Origin of the sequence: Streptomyces uncialis (assembly GCF_036250755.1) — a bacterium.
Taxonomy (GTDB): Bacteria; Actinomycetota; Actinomycetes; order Streptomycetales; family Streptomycetaceae; genus Streptomyces; species Streptomyces uncialis.
Genome location: NZ_CP109583.1, coordinates 3,451,836 through 3,473,081, shown reverse-complemented (window position 1 = coordinate 3,473,081; position 21,246 = coordinate 3,451,836). Strand labels below are relative to the sequence as shown.

The 21,246-nt window shown below is 72.0% G+C and carries 19 protein-coding genes and 1 pseudogene; 18 read left to right on the top strand and 2 right to left on the bottom strand.

Annotated features, from left to right (window positions below):
• The first annotated feature begins 702 nt into the window (after positions 1-702).
• The 13 genes from OG711_RS14135 (at position 703) to OG711_RS14075 (ending at position 13,086) form a co-directional block, all read left to right on the top strand.
• Positions 703-1,872, top strand: a complete 1,170-nt coding sequence (locus tag OG711_RS14135; RefSeq protein WP_329559386.1) for a hypothetical protein — start codon at positions 703-705, stop codon at positions 1,870-1,872.
• Complete coding sequence (gene cpaB, locus OG711_RS14130; protein ID WP_073784490.1) at positions 1,869-2,576, top strand: Flp pilus assembly protein CpaB; 708 nt, start codon at positions 1,869-1,871, stop codon at positions 2,574-2,576. The genes OG711_RS14135 and cpaB overlap by 4 nt, the downstream gene beginning before the upstream one ends.
• Positions 2,577-2,586: 10 nt before the next feature.
• Positions 2,587-4,215, top strand: a complete 1,629-nt coding sequence (locus tag OG711_RS14125) for an AAA family ATPase (RefSeq protein ID WP_266508279.1) — start codon at positions 2,587-2,589, stop codon at positions 4,213-4,215.
• Positions 4,216-4,622: 407 nt separating this feature from the next.
• Positions 4,623-4,970, top strand: coding sequence for a TadE/TadG family type IV pilus assembly protein (locus OG711_RS14120; RefSeq protein ID WP_329563807.1), 348 nt, complete (start codon positions 4,623-4,625; stop codon positions 4,968-4,970).
• A 61-nt stretch (positions 4,971-5,031) separates the two neighbouring features.
• The gene (locus tag OG711_RS14115) at positions 5,032-6,375 is read left to right on the top strand and encodes a CpaF family protein (RefSeq protein WP_073784494.1); all 1,344 of its coding nucleotides are present in this window, start codon (positions 5,032-5,034) and stop codon (positions 6,373-6,375) included.
• A gap of 52 nt (positions 6,376-6,427) precedes the next feature.
• A complete protein-coding gene (locus OG711_RS14110; protein WP_073784496.1) occupies positions 6,428-7,366 on the top strand; it encodes a type II secretion system F family protein in 939 nt (312 codons plus the stop codon).
• Between the two features lie 12 nt (positions 7,367-7,378).
• The gene (locus OG711_RS14105) at positions 7,379-8,269 is read left to right on the top strand and encodes a DUF5936 domain-containing protein (protein WP_073784498.1); all 891 of its coding nucleotides are present in this window, start codon (positions 7,379-7,381) and stop codon (positions 8,267-8,269) included.
• A gap of 122 nt (positions 8,270-8,391) precedes the next feature.
• A complete protein-coding gene (locus OG711_RS14100; protein ID WP_329559385.1) occupies positions 8,392-10,008 on the top strand; it encodes a sensor histidine kinase in 1,617 nt (538 codons plus the stop codon).
• The gene (locus OG711_RS14095; protein WP_329559384.1) at positions 9,998-10,798 is read left to right on the top strand and encodes a response regulator transcription factor; all 801 of its coding nucleotides are present in this window, start codon (positions 9,998-10,000) and stop codon (positions 10,796-10,798) included. Before OG711_RS14100 ends, OG711_RS14095 begins: the two co-directional genes overlap by 11 nt.
• Positions 10,799-10,906: 108 nt before the next feature.
• On the top strand, positions 10,907-11,110 hold the full coding sequence (locus tag OG711_RS14090) for a hypothetical protein (RefSeq protein WP_329559383.1): 204 nt from the start codon (positions 10,907-10,909) through the stop codon (positions 11,108-11,110).
• On the top strand, positions 11,107-11,715 hold the full coding sequence (locus OG711_RS14085) for a pilus assembly protein TadG-related protein (protein WP_329563805.1): 609 nt from the start codon (positions 11,107-11,109) through the stop codon (positions 11,713-11,715). The genes OG711_RS14090 and OG711_RS14085 overlap by 4 nt, the downstream gene beginning before the upstream one ends.
• 15 nt (positions 11,716-11,730) lie before the next feature.
• Positions 11,731-12,333: a hypothetical protein gene (locus OG711_RS14080; RefSeq protein ID WP_329559382.1), complete on the top strand. Its 603-nt coding sequence runs from the start codon at positions 11,731-11,733 to the stop codon at positions 12,331-12,333.
• A gap of 132 nt (positions 12,334-12,465) precedes the next feature.
• Positions 12,466-13,086 (top strand): OmpA family protein, encoded by a 621-nt coding sequence (locus OG711_RS14075; protein ID WP_405673444.1) that lies wholly within the window; start codon positions 12,466-12,468, stop codon positions 13,084-13,086.
• Between the two features lie 33 nt (positions 13,087-13,119).
• On the opposite strand, the gene OG711_RS14070 is transcribed toward OG711_RS14075, so the two are convergent.
• The gene (locus OG711_RS14070; RefSeq protein WP_266508240.1) at positions 13,120-13,626 is read right to left on the bottom strand and encodes a DinB family protein; all 507 of its coding nucleotides are present in this window, start codon (positions 13,624-13,626) and stop codon (positions 13,120-13,122) included.
• Between the two features lie 187 nt (positions 13,627-13,813).
• Between OG711_RS14070 and OG711_RS14065 the strand changes: the two genes are divergently transcribed.
• Positions 13,814-14,740, top strand: a complete 927-nt coding sequence (locus OG711_RS14065) for a methyltransferase domain-containing protein (protein ID WP_329559381.1) — start codon at positions 13,814-13,816, stop codon at positions 14,738-14,740.
• A gap of 92 nt (positions 14,741-14,832) precedes the next feature.
• Positions 14,833-15,177: pseudogene (locus tag OG711_RS14060) on the top strand (winged helix-turn-helix transcriptional regulator); the annotation flags it as partial.
• A 1,137-nt stretch (positions 15,178-16,314) separates the two neighbouring features.
• Here the strand turns inward: OG711_RS14060 and mgrA are convergent.
• Positions 16,315-17,352, bottom strand: coding sequence for an L-glyceraldehyde 3-phosphate reductase (mgrA, locus tag OG711_RS14055; protein ID WP_266508236.1), 1,038 nt, complete (start codon positions 17,350-17,352; stop codon positions 16,315-16,317).
• 111 nt (positions 17,353-17,463) lie between these two features.
• Here mgrA and OG711_RS14050 point away from each other — a divergent pair, with 111 nt between their 5' ends.
• From OG711_RS14050 to OG711_RS14040, 3 genes are all read left to right on the top strand, one after another.
• Complete coding sequence (locus tag OG711_RS14050) at positions 17,464-18,225, top strand: isoprenyl transferase (protein ID WP_073784502.1); 762 nt, start codon at positions 17,464-17,466, stop codon at positions 18,223-18,225.
• A 346-nt stretch (positions 18,226-18,571) separates the two neighbouring features.
• The gene (locus tag OG711_RS14045; RefSeq protein WP_073784504.1) at positions 18,572-19,894 is read left to right on the top strand and encodes a PhoH family protein; all 1,323 of its coding nucleotides are present in this window, start codon (positions 18,572-18,574) and stop codon (positions 19,892-19,894) included.
• Between the two features lie 463 nt (positions 19,895-20,357).
• Positions 20,358-21,119: an aggregation-promoting factor C-terminal-like domain-containing protein gene (locus OG711_RS14040; protein WP_455433314.1), complete on the top strand. Its 762-nt coding sequence runs from the start codon at positions 20,358-20,360 to the stop codon at positions 21,117-21,119.
• Positions 21,120-21,246 lie beyond the last annotated feature (127 nt).

Below are 21,246 nucleotides of genomic sequence, written 5' to 3'. Positions count from 1 at the left end.
CACTTGCTGCCTCCGGTGGGGGTGATGGAGCAACGAGTAAGCGGGATCTGTCCGGGCGGCGTGGGAGGCCGTCCGGGGTGGTGCGGCGCTCGGACCGGCTCCGTGACGCGGGGGTCGGGCTGGGAACCTGACGGGGAGGTGCCGGGCGGTGCCTGTGGTCGTACCCGGGTGGAGTCCGGGGTGCTGCGGCTGTGGGGGGAGCGGGGCTGTCTGCTGGGCTCGGCGGGGCTTGCGGCTGGGCTGTCGGCGGAGCTTTCGGCGGAGCGTTCGGCGGGGCTGAGCACGACGGGGGCCGGGCGTCGTGGGGGACGTCCGGAGAATTGGCGCATTCGGTACGGTGCCCCCCGTCACCATCCAAGTTGGTCCAGACCAATTGGGTTGTCAAGACCTCTGACAGCACCCGGCGCCACGCCAGAATGACTCAATACCCCTGCTGAGCACGGCAATCGGGGAATCCTTCGGTCCGACTTCAGGCACTCTTAGGGCTCTCTTAGGGAAAGCCGCGGACGCCCGGCGGCCGGAACGAGGGCATCCGTTTCACCGTGCGTGGCTTCCGGACCCACAAACGGTGAGGTCAACTGCGGAGATCGGGTGTTGAGCGGGCCACAGCGTGGATATGGTGCAGATGCAGACAGATTCAGGAAACGGCCACCCGGTGGCCGGGGCGGCCGTACGACCAGGCCGCCGGGGAGAAGCGGGGGTGTGCGGGTGCCGACCGCGATAGCCGTCACCAGCCCTGATCTGGTGCTGCCCGCACTGGACCGGCACACGCCCTCGGCGGCCGTGCTCCAAGCCGCCGTCCGGGCCGCCGCGCGCGGGCGCGCGGGCCGCGACCGCGCGACCGGGAAAGCAGCCCGCCAGGCCGCCGCCGGACGTGCCGGGCCCCCCGGGGCGTACACCCTCGACCAGTGCCTGGCCGAGATGCACACCCTCATCGAGCACCACGGATACGTCATCGTGCTCTGCCCCGCCTCCGCCCCGCCCGCCGTCATCCGGCGCCTGCACACCGTGCGTTCGGTGCTGGAGACGGACCGCGTCGCCCTGCTCCGGCCCGATCTGCCGCCGCTCGGCCTCGCCGTCCTCGCCCTCCAGCTCCGCCAGCTGTCCATGTGCGACTTCAGCCCCGGGGTGCTCGCCTCCGCCGCCCGGCTGCTCGCCCACTACATCTACGCCGGCGCCCTGCTCGGCTCCGTGGCCCGCCTCGACCGGGTGCCCGTCGACCTCAAGGCCCACGCCAGGTCCTGGGTCCCCGGCTCCCAGTTCGCCGTCCTCGCCACCCCCCAGCCCGAACTCGTCCGGCTCGGCGACCGGAACGCCGCCGCCCCGGACACCCCGGCGCTCACCGGACCCGCCTTCGGCACCCGGCTGTTCACCGCCGCCGGACAGCAGTTCACCCCCGACTGGGTGACCACCACCCTCGCCCCCGCCTGGCGGGTCCAGGGCGTCACCGAGACCCGGCTGCCCGACGAGTCGGCGCGCTGGTGGGCCACCGGCAAGGTCGTCGAGTTCGCCGCCGCGATCCCCGACATCTCCGTGCTCTACCAGCTCGTCTCGTCCGTCCGGCGCGAGGAGTGCCACTGGTGCGGACTCGAACTCATCGGCGACCGCTGCGGGTTCTGCTCCGCCCCGCTGGCCCCGCCACCCGAACCGGCCGCCGCCCTGGCCGCCCCCGTCCGCGCGGCCCCCGCGCTGGACCCGGCGGACCCCCGGCGGGCCCTGCCCGCGCGCCGGCCGGTGACCACCCGGCCCCCGGCCCCCGCCCAGGCGGCCCCCCGGGGCGCCCGGCCCGTCCCGGCCCCGCGCCCCGGCCGCCCACAGCGCCACCGCCCCGCCCATACGCCCACGTTCACGATCGAGGTAGTCCGGCCATGAACTCACGCCAGCGCCGTGGCGTCATCCTGCTGGTCCTCTCGGTACTGTGCGCCGTCGGCGCCTTCGCCGGGGTCCTGTCGGTGATCCGCGACGTGAACTCCAAGGTCGGACCCGAGGTCACCGCCTACCGCCTCAAACAGGACATCGACCCCTACAAGGCCCTGTCCACCGGGCAGTTCGAGAAGATCAGCATGCCCGAGCGCTGGCTCTCCGGGAACGCCGTCACCGACCTCGCCGCCATCCGCGGCAAGATCGCCGTCACCCGGCTGGAGCGCGGCTCACTGCTCCAGTCCGACATGATCGTCGAACGCCCCGAACTCAACCCCGGCCAGCAGGAGATCGCCATCATGATCGACGCGGCCACCGGGGTGGCCGGGAAGATCCACCCCGGCGCCTCCGTCAACATCTACGCCACCTTCGAGGGCGAGGACGGCAAGACCAAGTCCGAGTCCCGCGTCATCGTCGCGGGCGCCGAGGTGATCGACGTCGGCAAGCTCACCGCCCTCGAACCGGACCGCCGCGACCGCAGCCGCCGCTCCGACGAGGCCGTCCCCATCACCTTCGCCCTCGGCACCGCCGACGCCCAGCGCGTCGCCTACGCCGAGTCCTTCGCCACCCATGTCCGGCTCGCCCTCGTCGCCCCCGGCGGCGCGGCGGACGTACCGCCCGGCGACCGCAAGTACACCCTCGACGAGGACCGGTAGGAGCGTCGCGATGAGCGTCCGTGTGCTGCCCGCCGTGGGGGATCTCGAATCCGCCCGCGCACTGTCGACCCTGCTCGGTCAGCTCCCCGACGCCGACCCCGCGCTGCCCGTCGCCGACACCACCACCCTGCTGGACACCCTGGCCCGGCTCGCCGCCGAGTCCCTGGACGAACTCCCCGAGGTCGTCCTCGTCCATGAACGCATCGGGCCCGCCCCGGTGCCCGAGCTGATCCGCGAGATCGTCCAGCGGTTCCCCTCCGTCGGCGTCCTGCTCATCTCCGCCGACACCTCCACCGATGTCCTCACCGCCGCCATGGACTCCGGCGTACGCGGCATCGTCGGACTCCCGCTCGGCTACGAGGCCCTCGCCGAACGCGTCCACGCCGCCGCGACCTGGGCCACCGGGATGCGCCGCCACCTCGGCAGCGGCGGCGACACCCTGACCGCCGCCGGACCCGGCGGCACCCTCGTCACCGTCACCGGCGCCAAGGGCGGCGTCGGCACCACCCTCACCGCCGTCCAGCTCGCCCTCGCCGCCCGCGCCGGGGGCCGCACCGTCGCCCTCGTCGACCTCGACCTCCAGTCCGGGGACGTCGCCTCCTACCTCGACGTCCAGTTCCGCCGCTCCATCGCGGACCTCGCCGCCGTCGGCGACATCAACGCCCGCGTCCTCCAGGAAGCCGTCTTCACCCACGAGAGCGGCGTCGGCCTCCTGCTCGCCCCCGCCGAGGGCGAACGCGGCGAGGAGGTCACCGACCGCCTCGCCCGCCAGGTCATCGGCGCGCTGCGCTCCCGCTACGAGATCGTCGTCGTCGACTGCGGCACCCAGATGAGCGCCGCCGGCGCCGCCGCCGTCGAACTCTCCGACCATGCCCTGCTCCTCGTCACCCCCGACGTCATCGCCGTCCGCGCCGCCAAACGCATGGTCCGGCTCTGGGACCGGCTCCAGATCCGCAAGGCCGAGGAGACCGTCACCGTCCTCAACCGGCACGCCCGCGGTACGGAGATCCAGGCGTCCCTCGTGGAACGCGTCACCGGCACCCGGGTCGCCCGCACCAGCGTGCCCGCCCACTTCAAGGAACTCCACGCCGTCGTGGACGCGGGCCGGGTCCAGGACCTCGACCACAAGTCCACCGTCAAGCAGGCCATCTGGGCCCTCGGCGCGGAACTCGGCCTCGTCGCCGCGCCCACCGACCCGGCGGCCCGCAAACGCCGTACCGGCGGCGACCGGGGCGCCCTCGCGCTGCGGCGCCGCGCCGGGGACGACCGGGGCGCGGTCACCCTCGAATTCGCCGGGATGTTCCCGCTGCTGCTCGCGGTGGTCGCGGTGCTGTGGCAGTGCGCGCTGTACGGGTACACCTTCTCGCTGGCCGGGAACGCGGCGGACGAGGGCGCGCGGGCCGCGACGGCCGCCGCCGCCTTCGGGGACGGCGGCGGCGCCGCGTGCGAGGCCGCCGCGCGGCGGCATCTGCCCGCCGCGTGGGACGGGGCCGCCGTGTCGTGCGCCCGGGACGGGCTCGTGTGGCGGGCCAGTGTGAGCGCGGAGGTGCCCGTGTTCTTCCCGGGGGTCACCACGGGGTGGAGCGTCGACGCGAGTGCCGGGGCGGCGGTCGAGGGTGACGACGGGGGTGCGTCGTGAGGAGGCCGGGGGGTTCCCGGTCCGTCCGGTCCCGCCAGATCCCTGGGGTTCCCAGGGATCCCGGAGTTCCCAGGGTTCCTGGGGTCGCCCGGTTCCGCGGACCCCTGGCGGGGAGCTCGCGTCGGCGTCCGTCCGGGGGTCGCGGGGCGGGTGCGGGTGGCGCTGGTGCGGCTGGGCGCCGGTTGTCGGGTGACCGGTCGCCGGTGGTTTTGCGCAGTTCCCCGCGCCCCCTTCGGGGCTTGTTGTGCCGTTGGGGGGCGGGTGCGGGTCGCGCTGGTGCGGCTCGGGCCGGGTTCTCGGGTGGCCGGTCGTTGGTGGTTTTGCGCAGTTCCCCGCGCCCCTTTCGGGGCCCTTCGGGTCGGCGGCGGTCGTCTGCGGGTCCGGGGCCGGGCGGGCGTACCGTCGGGATTCGGGGGCGTCGGGGCGACCGGGGGGTCAGCACGCTGGAGTTCGCCGGGTTCCTGCCGGTGCTGCTGCTGGTGGGGCTCGCGGCGATCCAGCTCGGGCTCATCGGGTACTCCGCGAGCCAGGCGGGCTCCGCGGCCCGTGCCGCGGCCCGGGTCACCGCCCAGGGCGGCCCCGGGGAGGCCGCCGGGCTCGCCGCGATGGACAGCGGACTCGACGCGACGGTGACCACCTCCGAGGGGCCCGAACTGTCCCGCGCGACCGTCACCGTGAACGTTCCCCTCCTCGTCCCGTTCCTCGGCTCCGGCATGGAGGTCCGCCGGGAGGTCACCATGCCCACCGACGAGTGACCCGCCGTACCCGCACCCCTGGAAGCACCCCCGGAAGTACCCCTGGAAGGAGGAAGAGGACATGAGCCTGAGATCACGGCTGGCCGCCGCCCCCGAGGACGCCGGTGCCGGACGCGAGGACGAACACCTCGTCGCCGTCTACCGCGCCAAGCTCCTCGAAGAGATCGACCTGGCCGAGATGTCCTCCCTCGCCGCCGCCGACCGCCGCGTCCGGCTCGAACGCGTCCTCGGCCATCTCATCAGCCGTGAGGGGCCCGTCCTCTCCACCGTCGAACGCACCCAGCTCATCCGGCGTGTGGTCGACGAGGCGCTCGGACTCGGGGTGCTGGAGCCGCTGCTCGCGGACCCCTCGATCACCGAGATCATGGTCAACGGGCCCGACGCCGTCTTCGTGGAACGCGCGGGCCGCGTCGAACAGCTCCCGCTGCGGTTCGCCTCGGACGAACAGCTGATGCAGACCATCGAACGCATCGTCTCCACCGTCAACCGCCGCGTGGACGAGTCCAACCCGATGGTCGACGCCCGGCTGCCCACCGGGGAACGCGTCAACGTCATCATCCCCCCGCTCTCCCTCACCGGCCCCACCCTCACCATCCGCCGCTTCCCCCGCGCCTACACCCTCCCCGAACTCATCGGCATGGGCTCCCTGGACGAGCACATGCTGATGCTGCTGTCCGCGTTCGTCCGCGCCCGCTTCAACCTCATCGTCAGCGGCGGCACCGGCTCCGGGAAGACGACCCTCCTCAACGCCCTGTCTGGACTCATCCCGGACCGCGAACGCATCATCACCATCGAGGACTCCGCCGAACTCCAGCTCCAGCAGGAACACGTCATCCGGCTGGAGTCCCGCCCCCCGAACGTCGAGGGCAAGGGCCGCATCACCATCCGCGACCTGGTCCGCAACAGCCTCCGGATGCGCCCCGACCGCATCATCGTCGGCGAGGTCCGCGGCGGCGAGACCCTCGACATGCTCCAGGCCATGTCCACCGGCCACGACGGCTCGCTCGCCACCGTCCACGCCAACACCGCCGAGGACGCCCTGATGCGGCTCCAGACCCTCGGCTCCATGTCCGAGGTCCAGATCCCCTTCGAAGCGCTCAAGGACCAGATCAACTCGGCGGTCGACGTCGTCGTCCAGCTCGCCCGGCACGCCGACGGCTCCCGCCGGATCGCCGAGGTCGCCCTGCTCGTCTCGCACGGCCGCGACGACTTCCGGATCGCCACCGTCTCCCGCTTCGTCCCACGCCTCCCCGGCGCCGACCGCCTCGTCCACGGCCACTTCGAGCACCTGCCGCTGCCCCGGCCGGTCGCCGAGCGGCTGTACGTCGCCGGGGAACCGATCCCGCCCGCCTTCGGCGTCACCGAAGACACCGGCGCACCCCACCCAAGGCAGGCCCTCGGATGACCCCCCGACCGCACGGGCCCACCCGTGCCCCCGCGCGCACCCGGAGGGCGGCATGAGCGACACCGCCCTCCTCGCCCTCGGCGCCACCCTGCTGTGCTGCGCCCTCGCCGTCGGCGGACTGCACTTCTGGGCCTCCGGCCGGGCCCAGCGCCGGGCCCTCGTCGACCGGCTCTCCGGCGGCCCGCTGCACGGCCCCACCACCCGGGCCCGCCGCTTCGCCGCGATCGACCGCCGCATCCGCCGCACCCGGCTCGGCCGCGCCATCAACCTGCGGATCTCCGCCACCGGACTCGACCTCACCGCCGGGGAGTTCTTCACCTACGCCGTCGCCGTCGTCGTCGCCCTCTGGCTGATCGCCGCGTCGGCGCTCGCCCCGTTCTTCGGACCGGTCGCCGCCGCCGTCGGGGTGTGGAGCGCCCTGATCTTCCTCAACTGGCAGCGACAGAAGCGCATCGAGGCGTTCATCAACCAGCTCCCCGACGTGGCCCGGCTGCTCGCCAACGCCACCGCCGCGGGCCTCGCGCTGCGCACCTCCCTCGCCATGGCCGCCGAGGAACTGGAGGCACCCGCCGGCGAGGAACTGTCCCTGGTCGCCGACCAGCTCACCCTCGGCCGGTCCGTGGACGACGCGCTCGGCGAACTCGCCGAACGCCTCCCGTCCCGCGAACTCGTCGTCCTCGTCACCACCCTCGTCCTGTCCAACAAGGCGGGCGGAACCGTCGTCGGCTCGCTGCGCAACCTCACCCACACCCTGGAGGACCGCAAGGAGACCCGCCGCGAGGTGCGGACCATGCTGTCCGAGGTCAACGCCACCGCGTTCACCGTGCCCCTGCTCGGCCTCGGCTCCCTCCTCCTCGTGAACTCCTCCAACGAGGGCGCCCTGGCCCGGGTGACCGGCTCCCCGGTCGGCCAGTTCCTGATGCTGCTCGCCCTCGGGCTCTACGGGGTCGGGTTCTTCGTGATCCGCCGCCTCGGCAAGATCGAAGTGTGAGGTGGACACCCGATGACTGCCCTGCTCCTCGCCCTGCTCATGGGCGCCGCGGTGTTCGGCGTGCTGTTCGGCGTGCGGATGTACCGCTCGGAGGCCAAGCTCCCCGGTGACCTCGCCCTCGCCCTGGAGGTCGGCGCCACCCGGGTCTCCACCGCGGAGTCCGCCGTCGACCGCCTCGGCATGCGGTTCGCGCCGACGGTCCTGCGGCTGATGGGCCGCAGGCGCGTGGACGCCAAACGCCGCCGTATCGACATGGCGGGCAACCCCGGCGGTCTCACCATCGACCGCTACGCGGCCCGCCGCGCCGTGTACGGCGTCTTCGGGGTCGTCCTCGGACTGGTCTTCCTCAACAACGGCCAGACCCTGTTCGCCGCCCTCACCCTCGCCTTCGGCCTGTTCGCCGCCGACGTCCTGATCTGGCAGGCGGTCCGCGAACGCCGCGCCGTCATCGACCGCACCCTGCCCGACTTCCTGGACGTCCTCGCCGTCGTCGTCTCCGCCGGACTCGGCTTCCGCCAGGCACTCGACCGGGTCGCCGAACGCTACGAGGGCCCCTGGGCCGACGAACTGCGGATCACCCTGCGCCAGATGGACATGGGCGTCAGCCGCCGCCAGGCGTTCGACGAACTGCGCCGCCGCAACGAGTCCGAGCAGGTCGCCCAGTTCGTCTCCGCGCTCCAGCAGGGCGAGGAACTCGGCTCCCCGATCGCCGAGACCCTGATCCAGATCGCCGGTGACATGCGCCGCACCGACGCCCAGAACGCCCGCCGCCGCGCCGCGAAGACCATCCCCAAGGCGACCGTCGTCACCCTGGTCTTCATGCTGCCCGCCACGATGATCCTCATCGCCACCGGTATGTTCCTGGGCTCCGGCACCGACTTCGGCTCCGTCCTGGGGCGCTGATGGAACCCGGGGAAGCGGCCTTCGAGGACGGCACGGGGCCACAGGGGCCACAGGGGGCACGGGGGAGGGCCGACCGGTCCAGGCGCCGGGGCGGGTGGTTCACGGGTGCCGTCGGCCGGTTCATGGGGACGGCCGGCCGGCTGGCGGCCGTCCTGACGGGCGGTGGACGCGCCGGTACCGCCGGTACCCGCGCCGTGTCCGCGTCCGCCTCCGGCCCCCGCACGGCGTACGGCACCGCGCCGACCACCCACCGGCTGCCCGGTCGGCTCGGCGGGCGGGTCACCGCCCGTCTCGCGTCACGGCTCACCGGGCGCTCGTCCAGCGCCCCGTACACCCGCCGGCCGGGCTCACCGCTCGCGACCCGCCCCGGGCCCTGGCCGTCCGCCCTTGAGGACGACGCGCCCGCGCCCAGCCTCCGCATCCAGCTCAGTGCCCTCCAGGCCCTGTGCCGCCAGGTCTTCGGGGTGCGGCTGGCGGTCATCGCGATCGGGGTGCCCTTCGCCATGACCGGTGCACCCGACGGCCCGCCCCGCTACGTCGTCCTCACCGCGGCCGTCGCCGGATTCATGGGCTCCTACGCGATGCTGCGCGACTGGGAACGCTTCGGCCCACGCGTCCTCGCCCACCCCAGCCTGCTGGGCGTCGACCTCCTGCTCGGCTCCGTCCTGCTCCTCACCGCGTCCCCGGCCTCCCCACTGGGGTACGTGGCCGCCCTCACCCCGCTGCTGTCCGGCCTGCTGTACGGGTGGCGGGGCGCGGGGGTCTTCACGGGGCTCCAGATCGTCGCCCTGCTCATGGCGTACCGGGCCTGGGAGCACCGGCCGGGGACGGGGCCGAGCACGGTGCTGCTGGCGGGCTTCTGCGTCGCCGCCGGGATCATCGGCGTGACCTTACGGAACCTGATGTTCCGCTTCGGTGCGGCGACCCAGGCCCTCGCCGAGGCCAACGCGGACCTCGCGGTGCGGGACGCGGTCGAGTCCGAACGCGCTCGGCTGGCACGCGAGATGCACGACTCGGTCACCAAGACCCTGCACGGTCTCGCCCTCTCCGCCGAGGGCCTCGCGCTCTGCGCCGACCGGGTCGACCCGGCCACCCTGCGCACCCGCGCCGAACAGGTCGCCCACGCGGCCCGAGCCGCCGCGGCCGAGTCCCGCACCCTGCTGAGCGATCTGCGCGGCACCGAACCGCGCACCCCCGACGATCCCCCCATGGTGGACCTGCCGACCGAACTCCGGTCCCTGGTCGCCGCCTTCCGCGCCCGCAGCGGTACGGACACCCGGTTCACCGTCCTGGAGCCCCAGCCGGAGGCGTCCCCGCCGGCCGTGCCCCGGGCCACGGCCCGCGAGACGGTCACGATCGTGGCGGAGGCACTGGAGAACGCGCACCGGCACGCCGGCGCCTCCCGCGTCACCGTGACGGTGAGCGGCCCGCGCGGCGGCCACGGCCCGACCGTGACCGTCACCGACGACGGCCGGGGACTGCCCTGGGGCCCGGTGCCCCCGGAACCGGCGCGGCTCGCCGTGCTGCGGGCACAGGGCCACTTCGGGCTCCTCGGGATGACGGAACGCGCGGCGGCCCTGGGCGCCGACCTCCACATAGGCCTGGTACCCGGTCCAGCGGGCAGCAGCACCGGTACGACGATCCTCCTGACCCTCCCGCCGCTACCCGTACCGTCCCCAGCGTCACCGGAACCGACCCCCGTCCCCTTCCTCCTCCCGGAGGCCGACCATGCCCGCTGAGCCCTTCGAACCGTCACTTGTCCGGGTGGTCGTGACCGACGACAACCCGGTCGTCCGGGCCGGACTCGCCGCCCTGCTCGGCGCCCGCCCCGGCCTCTCGGTCGTCGCCGAGGCCGCCAACGGCGACGAGGCCCTGGCCGCCGTCCGCCACCACCGGCCCGACCTCGTCCTCCTCGACGTCCGGATGCCCGGCACCGACGGCCTCGCGGCCCTGCCCGCCCTCGCGTGTCTGGCCCCGGTGCTGATGCTGACGTACGGCGCGGAGCCGGGGACGGTACGGGAGGCCCGCAGGCTCGGGGCACGCGGATATCTGGTGCACGGCGAGTTCACCACCGATGAACTGGTCTTCGCGGTCCGGAGGATGAAGGATGGTCAGGGCACCTGCACCGCTTCCGCGCGGGACGTGTGGCTCTCTCCGGCCCCCCCATCGGGACCGGCTGTCTCGGATTCACCCACCGGATCGTCCGGATCGAACGAAGTCCCTTCGCAGATGCAACGACTTGTGGGACAGTCATGGCGGGTCCGCGGCCGCTACGCCCCCGGTGGGCACGACGGCGGCCGCGAGCAAGGTGTGTTCGGTCTCAGCTCCAGAGAGGTGGAGGTCATGGATCTCATCGCGTCCGGCATGAACAACCGGCAGATCGCCGCCACCTGTTTCATCAGTGAGAAGACCGTCAAGAACCACATCAACCGCATCTTCGCGAAGTTGCAGAGCGCGAGCCGCAGCGAAGCGATCGCCCGCTGGCTCGGCACCGCCCACTCCCCCCTCCGCGAGGGGTGGTCCCGATGACCCCGCGCCCCCACCGGAGTTGGGCCCACGGGCCCACGAGGAGAACGGCCCGCATCGCGTACCTTTCCGTAATCGGCTGTGTACAGCGATGGAACGGAAGGACGCGCGATGAGGATTCGTCTGACGGTATGGCGCCACAGGACCATCGCCCGCTTCCGCGGCCGCGCCCGCGACGCGGGCGCCGGCTTCGTGGAGTACGCGGGCCTGCTGATCATCATCGCGGGCATCTTCACGCTGATCGATGGCTTGGGCCTCGACGGGTTGATCTCCGATCGGATTCTGTCGGCCGTGACAGACGTCCTCGGAGGCTGAGGTACCCGACCTTCCGGAACGCCGACCAAGGGCAGACCCTGCCCATCTACATCTGGATGACAGGGATTCTGCTCTTCGTCGCGTTCGCCTTCTTCGCATTCGCTCAAGCTGCCGCGGCCCGCAACGGCGCTCAGTCTGCCGCTGATGCCGCAGCGTTGGCTGCCGCTCAGGACGCCCGGGGCGAGTTGCTGGACGACCTGGGTACGGCTTTGGGTGAGGACGGGGACTGGCTGGACTGGCTGACCGGCGATCTGCTGGAAGGTACCGGAGCGCAGGCGGCCGCCGAACAACTGGCTGCCGAGAACGACTCCAGTGTCACGGGTTTCGGCCCCACCGAAGTCAACGGATACCCGGGCTATGACGTAGAGATCGAGACCAATTTCGCCGTCGGGAACTCGATCATCCCAGGCACGGAGTCGATGAATGCCAGCGCGCGAGCGGTCGCAGTTGTCGAGCCGCGGTGCGACTTCGACGTGAACGCAGACCCTGCGGAGATCATCGAACTCGACTGTGACGGTGAACTTGTCGAGATCGACCCGGAGGACTTCCAGCGGGATGATCTCCCTGACGCGTCCGTCTTGTTCTCCGTGCACCTGGCCGAATGAAAGGAAGCCGTACCGATGAACCTCCGGCGGGACAGAACCAGTAGCAGGAAGCTTGCCTCGGTCGTAGCCGTCGCTGGCCTGTTCCTCACCGTTGGTGGCTGTGGCGGAGGTGATGGTGGCAGCGATGAAAAGCGGGTCTCCGGTCAGCCTTCCGCTTCATCGCCAGATAAGAACACGGCGAATGAGTCCGAGGAAGTTCAGTCGCAGGCGCCGGTCGAGCAGGTCATGTCCACTGTCAAGGGTGGGGGACTGACCCTGATCGTTACCTCGGCCGAGCGCGGCCAAGGAGGGTTCGTCACTGTTCAGGGCAAGGTACAGAACGGCTCGGGCAAGCCCTGGTCAGCCGGGGAATGGCGCGGGGACGAGAGTGAACTCGCCAAGAACGGTGGCTCCATTGCAGGTGCGAGCCTGGTCGACAACGCGGGGAAGAAGAAGTATTTCGTGCTTCGCGACACCGAGGGCAGGTGCCTGTGCACCCGATTCACGGGAGGCATCATGTCCGGTGACACCACGGAGTGGTTCGCTCAGTTCCCCTCCCCCCCCGAAGGCACTACGAAGGTCGACTTCCAGGTGGGCTCCATGCCGCCCGCCGCCATCGAGATCTCCGAGGGCGAGTGACCCATGGCCGCCGCCCCCGTAACCGGAGTCCCCGAACCCGCGCGTAGCGCGGGGCACCCCCGTCGTGCGCCGCGAAGGCGTTCGGGCGGGGTCGTCACCCCCCTCGTCACCGTCCCTCTTCTGCTGACCCTGGTGTTCACCGTCCCGCCCGCCCACGCCGACCCCGGTGACCCCAGCACCCCGCCCGGCAGCGTCTCCGACGCGGGGCCGCCGCAAGAGGTGGACGGCAACAGCCCAGGGCTGCGGCTCGCCGACGGGGCCACGCTCGCTTCGGCCAAGGTGCTGGACATCAAGTCGGTGGTCGAGGACCTGGGCGGCGAGGAACGCCGCGAGGACACCAACACCGATGTGAAGTTCGCCCTTCAGGCGGAGGTCCTGTTCCCCAAGAACAGTCCCAAGCTGAACCCGGAGGCGCTGTCCCGGATCAGGACGATCGCGGGCGAGATCAAGTCGGCGAAGGCCACCGACATCCGGGTCTTCGGCTTCACGGACAACCTCGGTTCGTACGAGCACGGCAAGCTGCTCAGCAAACGCCGCGCCGACGCCGTCCACGACGCGCTCGCCGCCGACCTGGGCCCCGAGGTGACGTACGCGGTCCGCGGCTACAGCGAGGACTATCCGATCGCGGACAACTCCTCCGAACAGGGCCGCCGCAAGAACCGGCGGGTCGAGGTGTCGTTCCCCCGCGGCGGGGCCGCCACCGAACCCCAGGACAACGGCGGCGACAAGGCGGCGGGCTCGGCCTCCCCCTGAGCGCCGGGGCCCGACCGGTCCCAGGCCCTGTCGCTAGCGGGGTGAGCCGGGCCGGTGGTCGCCCGCCGCCCCGTCGATCAGCTCCCGCAGGATGTCCACATGGCCGGCGTGACGGGCGGTCTCCTCGACCATATGGACGAGGACCCACCGCATCGACACGGTCGCCCCGTGCCACGCCGTGCCCGTGTCCTCCAGCGCCGTCTCCAGGATCACGCGGTCCGCGGCGGCGCGCGCCCGGCCGTAGAAGTCGACGATCTGCCGGGACGTCTCGTCCGGCCCGAGGACGCTGTCCTCATCGGTGGCCGGGTCGAACCACAGCGGCTCCACCGGGCGCCCGAAGGTCTCGCAGAACCAGCCGTACTCGACGGACGCCAGATGCTTCACGAGTCCGATGAGGTTGGTCCCGGTCGGGGTCATCGGACGGCGGAGCTGCTCCTCGTCCAGCCCCTCCAGCTTCCACAGCACCGCGTCGCGGTGCCGGTCCAGGCTGACGCGGAGTACTTCCTTCTCGTCCCCGGTCCAGGGCACATGTGAGCTCATCCGGGGAACCTAGCACCGGCCACTGACAACCCCGGGCCCTCCAGCCCGATCCCCCTCCCTCCAGTACCCCGACCAGTACCCCGGGCTACCGGACCCCCGCCCCGGCCCTCCGGCCGGCCTCCCCCGAGGCCCCCCGCCCCCCGTAATCCGTTCGCCCACCCCGGACGCTCCTGACACCATCGAGGTCATGGACGTCCCCGCCCCCGACCCCTCCGCAACCTCCGGCCCAGCCCCGGCCGGCCCAGCCCCGGTCGGACCCGCCCCGGCCGGACCCGCCTCCGCTGATCCCAACCCCACCGATCAGAACCCCACCGTCCCGGCCTCCAACGGTCCCGTCCCCTCCGCCGGTGCCTCCGGCTTCTCCGCTCTGGTCGCCGAGGCCGAGGCCGCGCCCGTCGACGGGTGGGACTTCTCGTGGTTCGAGGGCCGTGCCACCGAGGAGCGTCCCTCGTGGGGGTACGCCCGGGCCATGGGTGAGCGGATGGGGCGGGCCTCGGCCGCGCTGGACGTCCAGACCGGGGGCGGTGAGGTGCTCGATTCCGTTCCGGTGCTGCCCCGGCTCGTCGCGGCGACCGAGGCGTGGCCGCCCAACGTCGCCCGTGCCACGGCCCGGCTGGGGCCGCGCGGGGTGGTCGTGGTCGCCGCCGGGCAGGACGATCCGCTGCCGTTCGCGGACGGGGCGTTCGACCTGGTCGTGAGCCGTCACCCGGTGCGGGCGCACTGGACGGATGCCGCCCGGGTGCTGCGTCCCGGCGGTACGTACTTCTCCCAGGAGGTCGGGCCCGCCAGCGCCTTCGAGGTGGTCGAGTACTTCCTGGGGCCCCAGCCCGAGCGGGTGCGCCGGGCCCGTGACCCGCGGGCGGCCCGGCGTGCGGCGGAGGCCGCCGGACTCGATGTGGTCGACCTGCGGTCCGAGCGGCTGCGGATGGAGTTCCATGACGTGGGCGCCGTGGTGCACTTCCTGCGCAAGGTGGTGTGGATGGTGCCGGGCTTCACGGTGGAGCGTTACCGGGACCGGCTCCGGGAGCTGCATGAGGACATCCGGCGCGACGGGCCCTTCGTCGCGCACAGCTCCCGATTCCTGATCGAGGCCCGCCGACCGGGGGGCCGCTGAGCCGCCGGAAGGTGCCCACCCGCGCGAAGGGGCAGTACTGTCGTTCGCGTAAGTGATGGGCACAAGTGATATGCCGTGACGAGGAGTTGGCCATGGGTAAGGTCCGGGGTCCCTATCTGTGCGGTCTCGACGCGGCCGTCGATGTCGTGGGAGGCAAGTGGAAGCCGCTGATCCTCTGGGGTCTGTACGACGCCGAGGGTCCGCTGCGGTTCGGGGAGCTGCGCCGTGAGGTGGTGGGCGTCAGCGAGAAGATGCTGATCCAGCAGCTGCGGGAACTGGAGGCGGACGGGATCGTGCACCGCGAGGTGTACGCCGAGGTCCCGCCCCGGGTCGAGTACTCGCTCACCGAGGTCGGCGCCCAGCTGAACGCCGCGCTGGGCCCCCTGGGTGAGTGGGGCTTCCAGCACATGGAGAGCATCGTCGCCCGCAAGCACCCCGGCTACGCGGCGACGGCGGCCCCGTCACCGACCGCCGCCCCCGCACCCGGCTCGACCCCCGCCCCCAGGACGGGCTCCGCCCCCGCACCGACCGCCGCCCCCGGCCTGACCCCCGCCCCGGAACCGAGCAGCACCGGTTCCGGGGCCACCGCCCCGACCGCCCCGGTCACCCCCGCCCCCACCACCCCCGTCACCTCCACCGCGCCCGCCCGCCGCGCCGATGCCGTCCAGCGGGGCGGGGGCGCCGCCGGACCCGCGCGGGTGGACCACCCGCGCCGTGCCGGGCGTCCGTTGCGTGCGCCGGGTGGCCGCACGCCCACCACACCCCGTACCGGGCAGGGCGAACCCGGCGGCCAGGGCTGACCACCCCGTCCGCCCCCCACCCCGGGGTGCCCCAGGGGTCGCCACATCGTTATCGGGCATGGCTCGATCCAGCGGTGAGCGTCACGTAAGTTCGGACAAGGTAATTCGCGTCAGCAAAGCTGCGCGGGCGGTATCGCGCGGTGGAGGGGGCCGCGCGATGCCGACAGCCCCTCGGCCGGCCGCCGATGCCCCGTCCCGGCACCCACGCTCGGGGCTCGGCACCCGCCCGTCCCGACTTGTGCGTCAACCCCGTGCAGCCACCCCCGTCACCCCCAAGAGGGACCGCGCACGCCCGTGCCGAGCGGACCGCACCGCACCACACCGAGCCGTGGAATGCCTGGTCGAAGGCCCTGTACCGGCACCTTCTCCGGTGAGCGCGATACCCGCACACCTCACCGGAGGGTCGCCGGACGGTTTCGGAGCGTAGTCGTCCGTGTGGCGCGCACGCGGTCCCACAGGCGAAGGGTTATGGTGGAAACCCCCCCTCGGGCCGGTCCGTATCCCCCCCCACGGACCGGCCCGTCCCCTGTTCCGGCCCAGGCCGTCCGCCCCGACACCGGGCGCGACCCCCGCCGAACCCCGGCCCGGCCCGGCAAACCGCAGGGCCGACCCGGCAGCGCGCACCGCCGGATCAGGCCCGGCCCACCAAGTCACAGCGCCGGACCGACGCCCGCCCCGAGTCACAGGGCCGGACCCGCTCAAGCAAGCCGCGGCCCCGGACCTGACCCGGATCCACACGGACGCCCCGACCCGGATCCACACGAACCCCGACGCTCAGCCGCGGCCCGCCCAGATGTTCGTCCCGGGGGTGGACACCGCGTACTCGTCGATCTCGCGGAGTTCGTCGGCGGTCAGTTCGGGGCCGTCGAGCGCGGCCACGTTCTCCTCCAGCTGGCGGACGCTCGACGCGCCGATCAGGGCCGAGGTCATCCGCTCGTCGCGGAGCACCCAGGTGAGGGCCAGCTGGGCGAGGCTCTGGCCGCGGCGTTCCGCGATGCCGTTCAGACCGCGCAGCCGGCGGACGACCTCGTCGCTCAGCAGACCGGGGTCCAGCGACTTGCCCTGGCTGGCGCGGGAACCCTCCGGGACGCCGTTCAGATACTTGCCCGTCAGCAGGCCCTGGGCCAGCGGGACGAAGGAGATGCAGCCCATCCCGGCGTCCTCCAGTACGTCGAGGAGCCCGTCGTCCTCCGTCCAGCGGTTGATCATCGAGTACGACGGCTGGTGGATCAGCGGGCGGATGCCCCGCTCCCGCAGCAGCCGGGCCGCCTCCGTCGTCTGCTCGGCGGTGTACGACGACACCCCCACGTACAGCGCCTTGCCCTGCTGGACTGCGGACGCCAGCGCGTCCATGGTCTCCTCCAGCGGGGTGTGCGGGTCGAAACGGTGCGAGTAGAAGATGTCGACGTGATCGACGCCCATCCGCTTCAGCGAGGCGTCCAGGGACGACAGCAGATACTTGCGGGAGCCCCACTCCCCGTACGGGCCGGGGTGCATGAGGTAGCCCGCCTTGGTGGAGAGGACCAGCTCGTCCCGGTACGGGGCGAAGTCCTGCCGCATCAGCTTGCCGAGGTTCAGTTCGGCGGAGCCCGGCGGGGGACCGTAGTTGTTGGCGAGGTCGAAGTGTGTGACGCCCAGATCGAAGGCCCGGCGCAGGATCGCGCGCTGCGACTCCAGCGAGCGGTCGTCGCCGAAGTTGTGCCACAGGCCCAGCGAGATCGCGGGCAGCTTGAGTCCGCTGCGGCCCGATCGCCGGTACTCCATCGTGTCGTAACGGGCCGGTCGCGCGCGGTAGAGGGTGGTGTCGTTCATATGCCCGAAACTACTCCAGAAGCCGCTCGCCCCTGGGTCGGCGCGGCACGTGCGCACGGGTAGGGTGGCGCCCCTCGGCGACTGCTATTTCCACCAAGGGGCTGACTCAACGTGAACCTGCGTGACCTGGTGTACGGACTCTACGCACGCCGGGTGGAGGGGCGCCTCGACCACGATCAGGTACCGAAGCACATCGGGGTCATCCTCGACGGGAACCGCCGGTGGGCCAAGGCGTCCGGCGGCACCACGACGCAGGGACACCGGGCCGGGGCCGACAAGATCTCCGAATTCCTCGGCTGGTGCGCCGAGACGGACGTCGAGGTCGTCACGCTGTGGATGCTGTCGACGGACAACTTCGACCGCCCCGAGTCCGAGCTCGGGCCGCTGCTCGGGATCATCGAGGACGCGGTGAGCGGTCTCGCCCGGGACGGACGCTGGCGTGTCCACCATGTGGGCACCATGGATCTGATGCCCGCGCGGACGCAACTGGTCCTGAAGGAGGCGGAACAGGCCACGCTCGACAACACGGGGATACTCGTGAACGTCGCCGTGGGCTACGGCGGCCGCCAGGAGATCGCCGACGCCGTGCGCTCGCTGCTCCTGGACCACGCCGAGAAGGGCACCAGCTTCGAGGAACTCGCCGAGCTGGTGGACATCGACGTGATCTCCGAACACCTCTACACCCGGGGCCAGCCCGACCCCGACCTCGTCATCCGCACCAGCGGTGAGCAGCGGCTCTCCGGGTTCATGATGTGGCAGTCGGCGCACTCCGAGTACTACTTCTGCGAAGTCTTCTGGCCCGCGTTCCGCAAGGTGGACTTCCTGCGCGCGCTGCGCGACTACGCGGCCCGGCACCGGCGCTACGGCGGCTGAATCCGGTCTTGTGCCCACCCGGTGGGGCGGCGTTCACCAGGCATTCGTCAAGGTGTCGTCACCCGGTCCTGCATGGGGGCGCGTTCAGAAGGGAATAAGCCACCCAGGTCGGCATCCGAGCGGTATCGGTCAGCGGTACCGGGAGGGATGCCGGATCTCAGCGGACGGCATGGGCCGTCCGCCCGGGAGGCTCCTTGCACCAGGTGCACCGTACGTACCGTACGGACGAGGCGGAGGGCCGGCGTGCGGCCCGCGCCTCGCGGCCCGACCCCGGTTCGCCCTATCCCTGTGGGGTGCCCTGCGGCTCCGTGGCTCCCCGACCTCATCCGAGGGGGTACGTCCTTCCGTGGTGACCAGCTCGAAGCGCCGCCTGCCAGACCGGCGCACCTACGTCCTCGACACCAGCGTCCTGCTGGCCGACCCCAACGCGATGACCCGCTTCGACGAGCACGAAGTCGTCCTGCCGATCGTCGTCGTCACGGAACTGGAGGCCAAACGGCATCACCCGGAGCTCGGGTACTTCGCCCGGCAGGCACTGCGCCTGCTGGACGACTTCCGGGTCCGGTACGGCCGACTCGACGCCCCGCTCCCGATGGGGGAGCTCGGCGGCACCCTGCGGGTCGAGCTGAACCACTCCGACCCGGGAGTCCTCCCGGCGGGGTACCGGCTCGGCGACAACGACTCCCGCATCCTCGCGGTGGCCCGCAATCTCCAGGCCGAGGGGTACGACGTCACCGTCGTCTCCAAGGACCTGCCGCTGCGCATCAAGGCGTCGTCGGTGGGGCTGCTCGCCGAGGAGTACCGCGCGGAGCTCGCCATCACGGACTCCGGCTGGACCGGGATGTCCGAGCTGTCGCTCTCCGCCGAACAGGTCGACCTGCTGTTCGAGCAGGACAGCCTGTACGTCCCGGAGGCGGCGGAACTCCCGGTGCACACCGGGCTGACGATCCAGTCGGAGCGCGGCAAGGCGCTGGGCCGGATCACCGCCGAGGGCGGTGTGCGGCTGGTGCGCGGGGACCGGGAGGCGTTCGGGATCAAGGGGCGCAGCGCGGAGCAGCGGATCGCGCTGGATCTGCTGCTCGACCCGGACGTGGGCATCGTGTCGATGGGTGGCCGGGCGGGTACCGGCAAGTCGGCGCTGGCGCTGTGCGCGGGCCTGGAGGCCGTGATGGAGCGCAGGCAGCATCAGAAGGTGATGGTCTTCCGGCCGTTGTACGCGGTGGGCGGGCAGGAGCTGGGCTATCTGCCGGGCACCGAGGCCGAGAAGATGAGCCCGTGGGCGCAGGCGGTCTTCGACACGCTGTCGGCGGTGACGAGCCGTGAGGTGATCGAGGAGATCACCGCGCGGGGGATGCTGGAGGTGCTGCCGCTCACCCATATCCGGGGGCGTTCGCTGCACGACGCGTTCGTGATCGTGGACGAGGCCCAATCGCTGGAGCGGAACGTCCTGTTGACCGTTCTGTCCCGGATCGGGGCCAATTCCCGGGTGGTCCTCACGCACGATGTGGCGCAGCGGGACAATCTGCGGGTCGGCCGCTACGACGGGGTGGTCGCCGTCGTGGAGAAGCTGAAGGGGCATCCCCTCTTCGCCCATGTGACGCTGACGCGTTCGGAGCGTTCGCAGATCGCGGCCCTGGTGACCGAGATGCTGGAGGACGGGCACCTGTAGGAGGACAGGAGCCGCGTCTTACGGTGTCTCACCGTATTCGCTCCCCTTTGGGGGGTGTTGGGCGCCGCCCGGCGGGCCTCGGAGCTGTGGGAAGCCCGAGAGCTTAGCCGGGCGGCGTCGTGTCATGGGGCGATTTTCGGTAAAGCCCTGGCCTGAGCTGGGTGTGAGCTTTCCCACGTAAACGGGAATTGCCTTGCGGTGTACGGCTACGGCAGAGTCTCAGTCCTGTCAGGCCCCGCATACGACACTCCCGGCTGTCCGGCACCTCAGGGTCGCCGGCGCCACAGCGGTCCAGAACTCCATACTGTCGTCGTATGCCGCCCGAGCACCACGGGCCGCTCCCGTCAGGGGAGTTGTCCACCGGGTCCGTGCCTCCCGTGACCCCGCAGTTCGGAGGCCAGCGCCAAGGGCACGATCGCGTCCGTGAGGGTCACCCGTACGGGCGATGCTGGAAGGAAATCGTGTGAGCCGGATCTCGGTCCGGGGATTCGCCGTGGCCTCCGCCACCGCGGTCACCACTGTCGGCGCCGTCGTAGGCGTCGCCTCGGGTACCCCGCAGGATTCCCCGAACGACTTCGAGGCGGCTGCGGCCGGCGCGACCCTCCTCGCGGAAATTCCCACGGGCCAGCAGGCCCAGGTCATGACCTCCTCGCTGACCCAGCAGGCGGACGCCCAGGCCATCGCCGCCGACTCCGCGGCGAAGAAGGACGCGGAGGAGAACGCCCGCGTCCAGGCGGCCAAGGACGCCGTCAGCAAGCAGCAGGCCGCCAAGCAGGCCAAGGCGGAGGCCAAGGCCGCCGCCGAGGCCAAGGCGAAGGCCGAGAAGGAGGCCAAGGAGCGCGAGGAGGCCGAGGAGAAGGAGGCCGCCAGCCGTTCGGCCACCCGGTCCACCTCCGCGACCGGCAGCCTGCCGACGACGGCCAAGGGCTCGTACAGCATCGCCGAGATCCAGTCGATGGCCCGTGCCGTGGTCCCCGGCGACCAGTACCAGTGCTTCAGCAACATCGTCGACCACGAGTCGGACTGGAACTACAAGGCCGTCAACCCGAGCTCGGGTGCCTACGGTCTCTTCCAGGCGCTGCCCGCCTCCAAGATGATCACGGCGGGCGCCGACTGGCAGACCAACCCGGCCACCCAGATCAAGTGGGGCCTCAGCTACATGGAGGAACGCTACGGGAGCCCCTGCGGCGCCTGGGACTTCTGGCAGGCCAACCGCTGGTACTGACCGGCCGCTGAACCGCACCCCGGCCCGGTCCGCCCGACCGGACCGGGGAGCACCGCTCAACCTTTCCGAGCCCCTCACCGTCCTTCGGTGCGGGGCTTCGGCCATGTACGGTTGGGCGGGCTCCGGG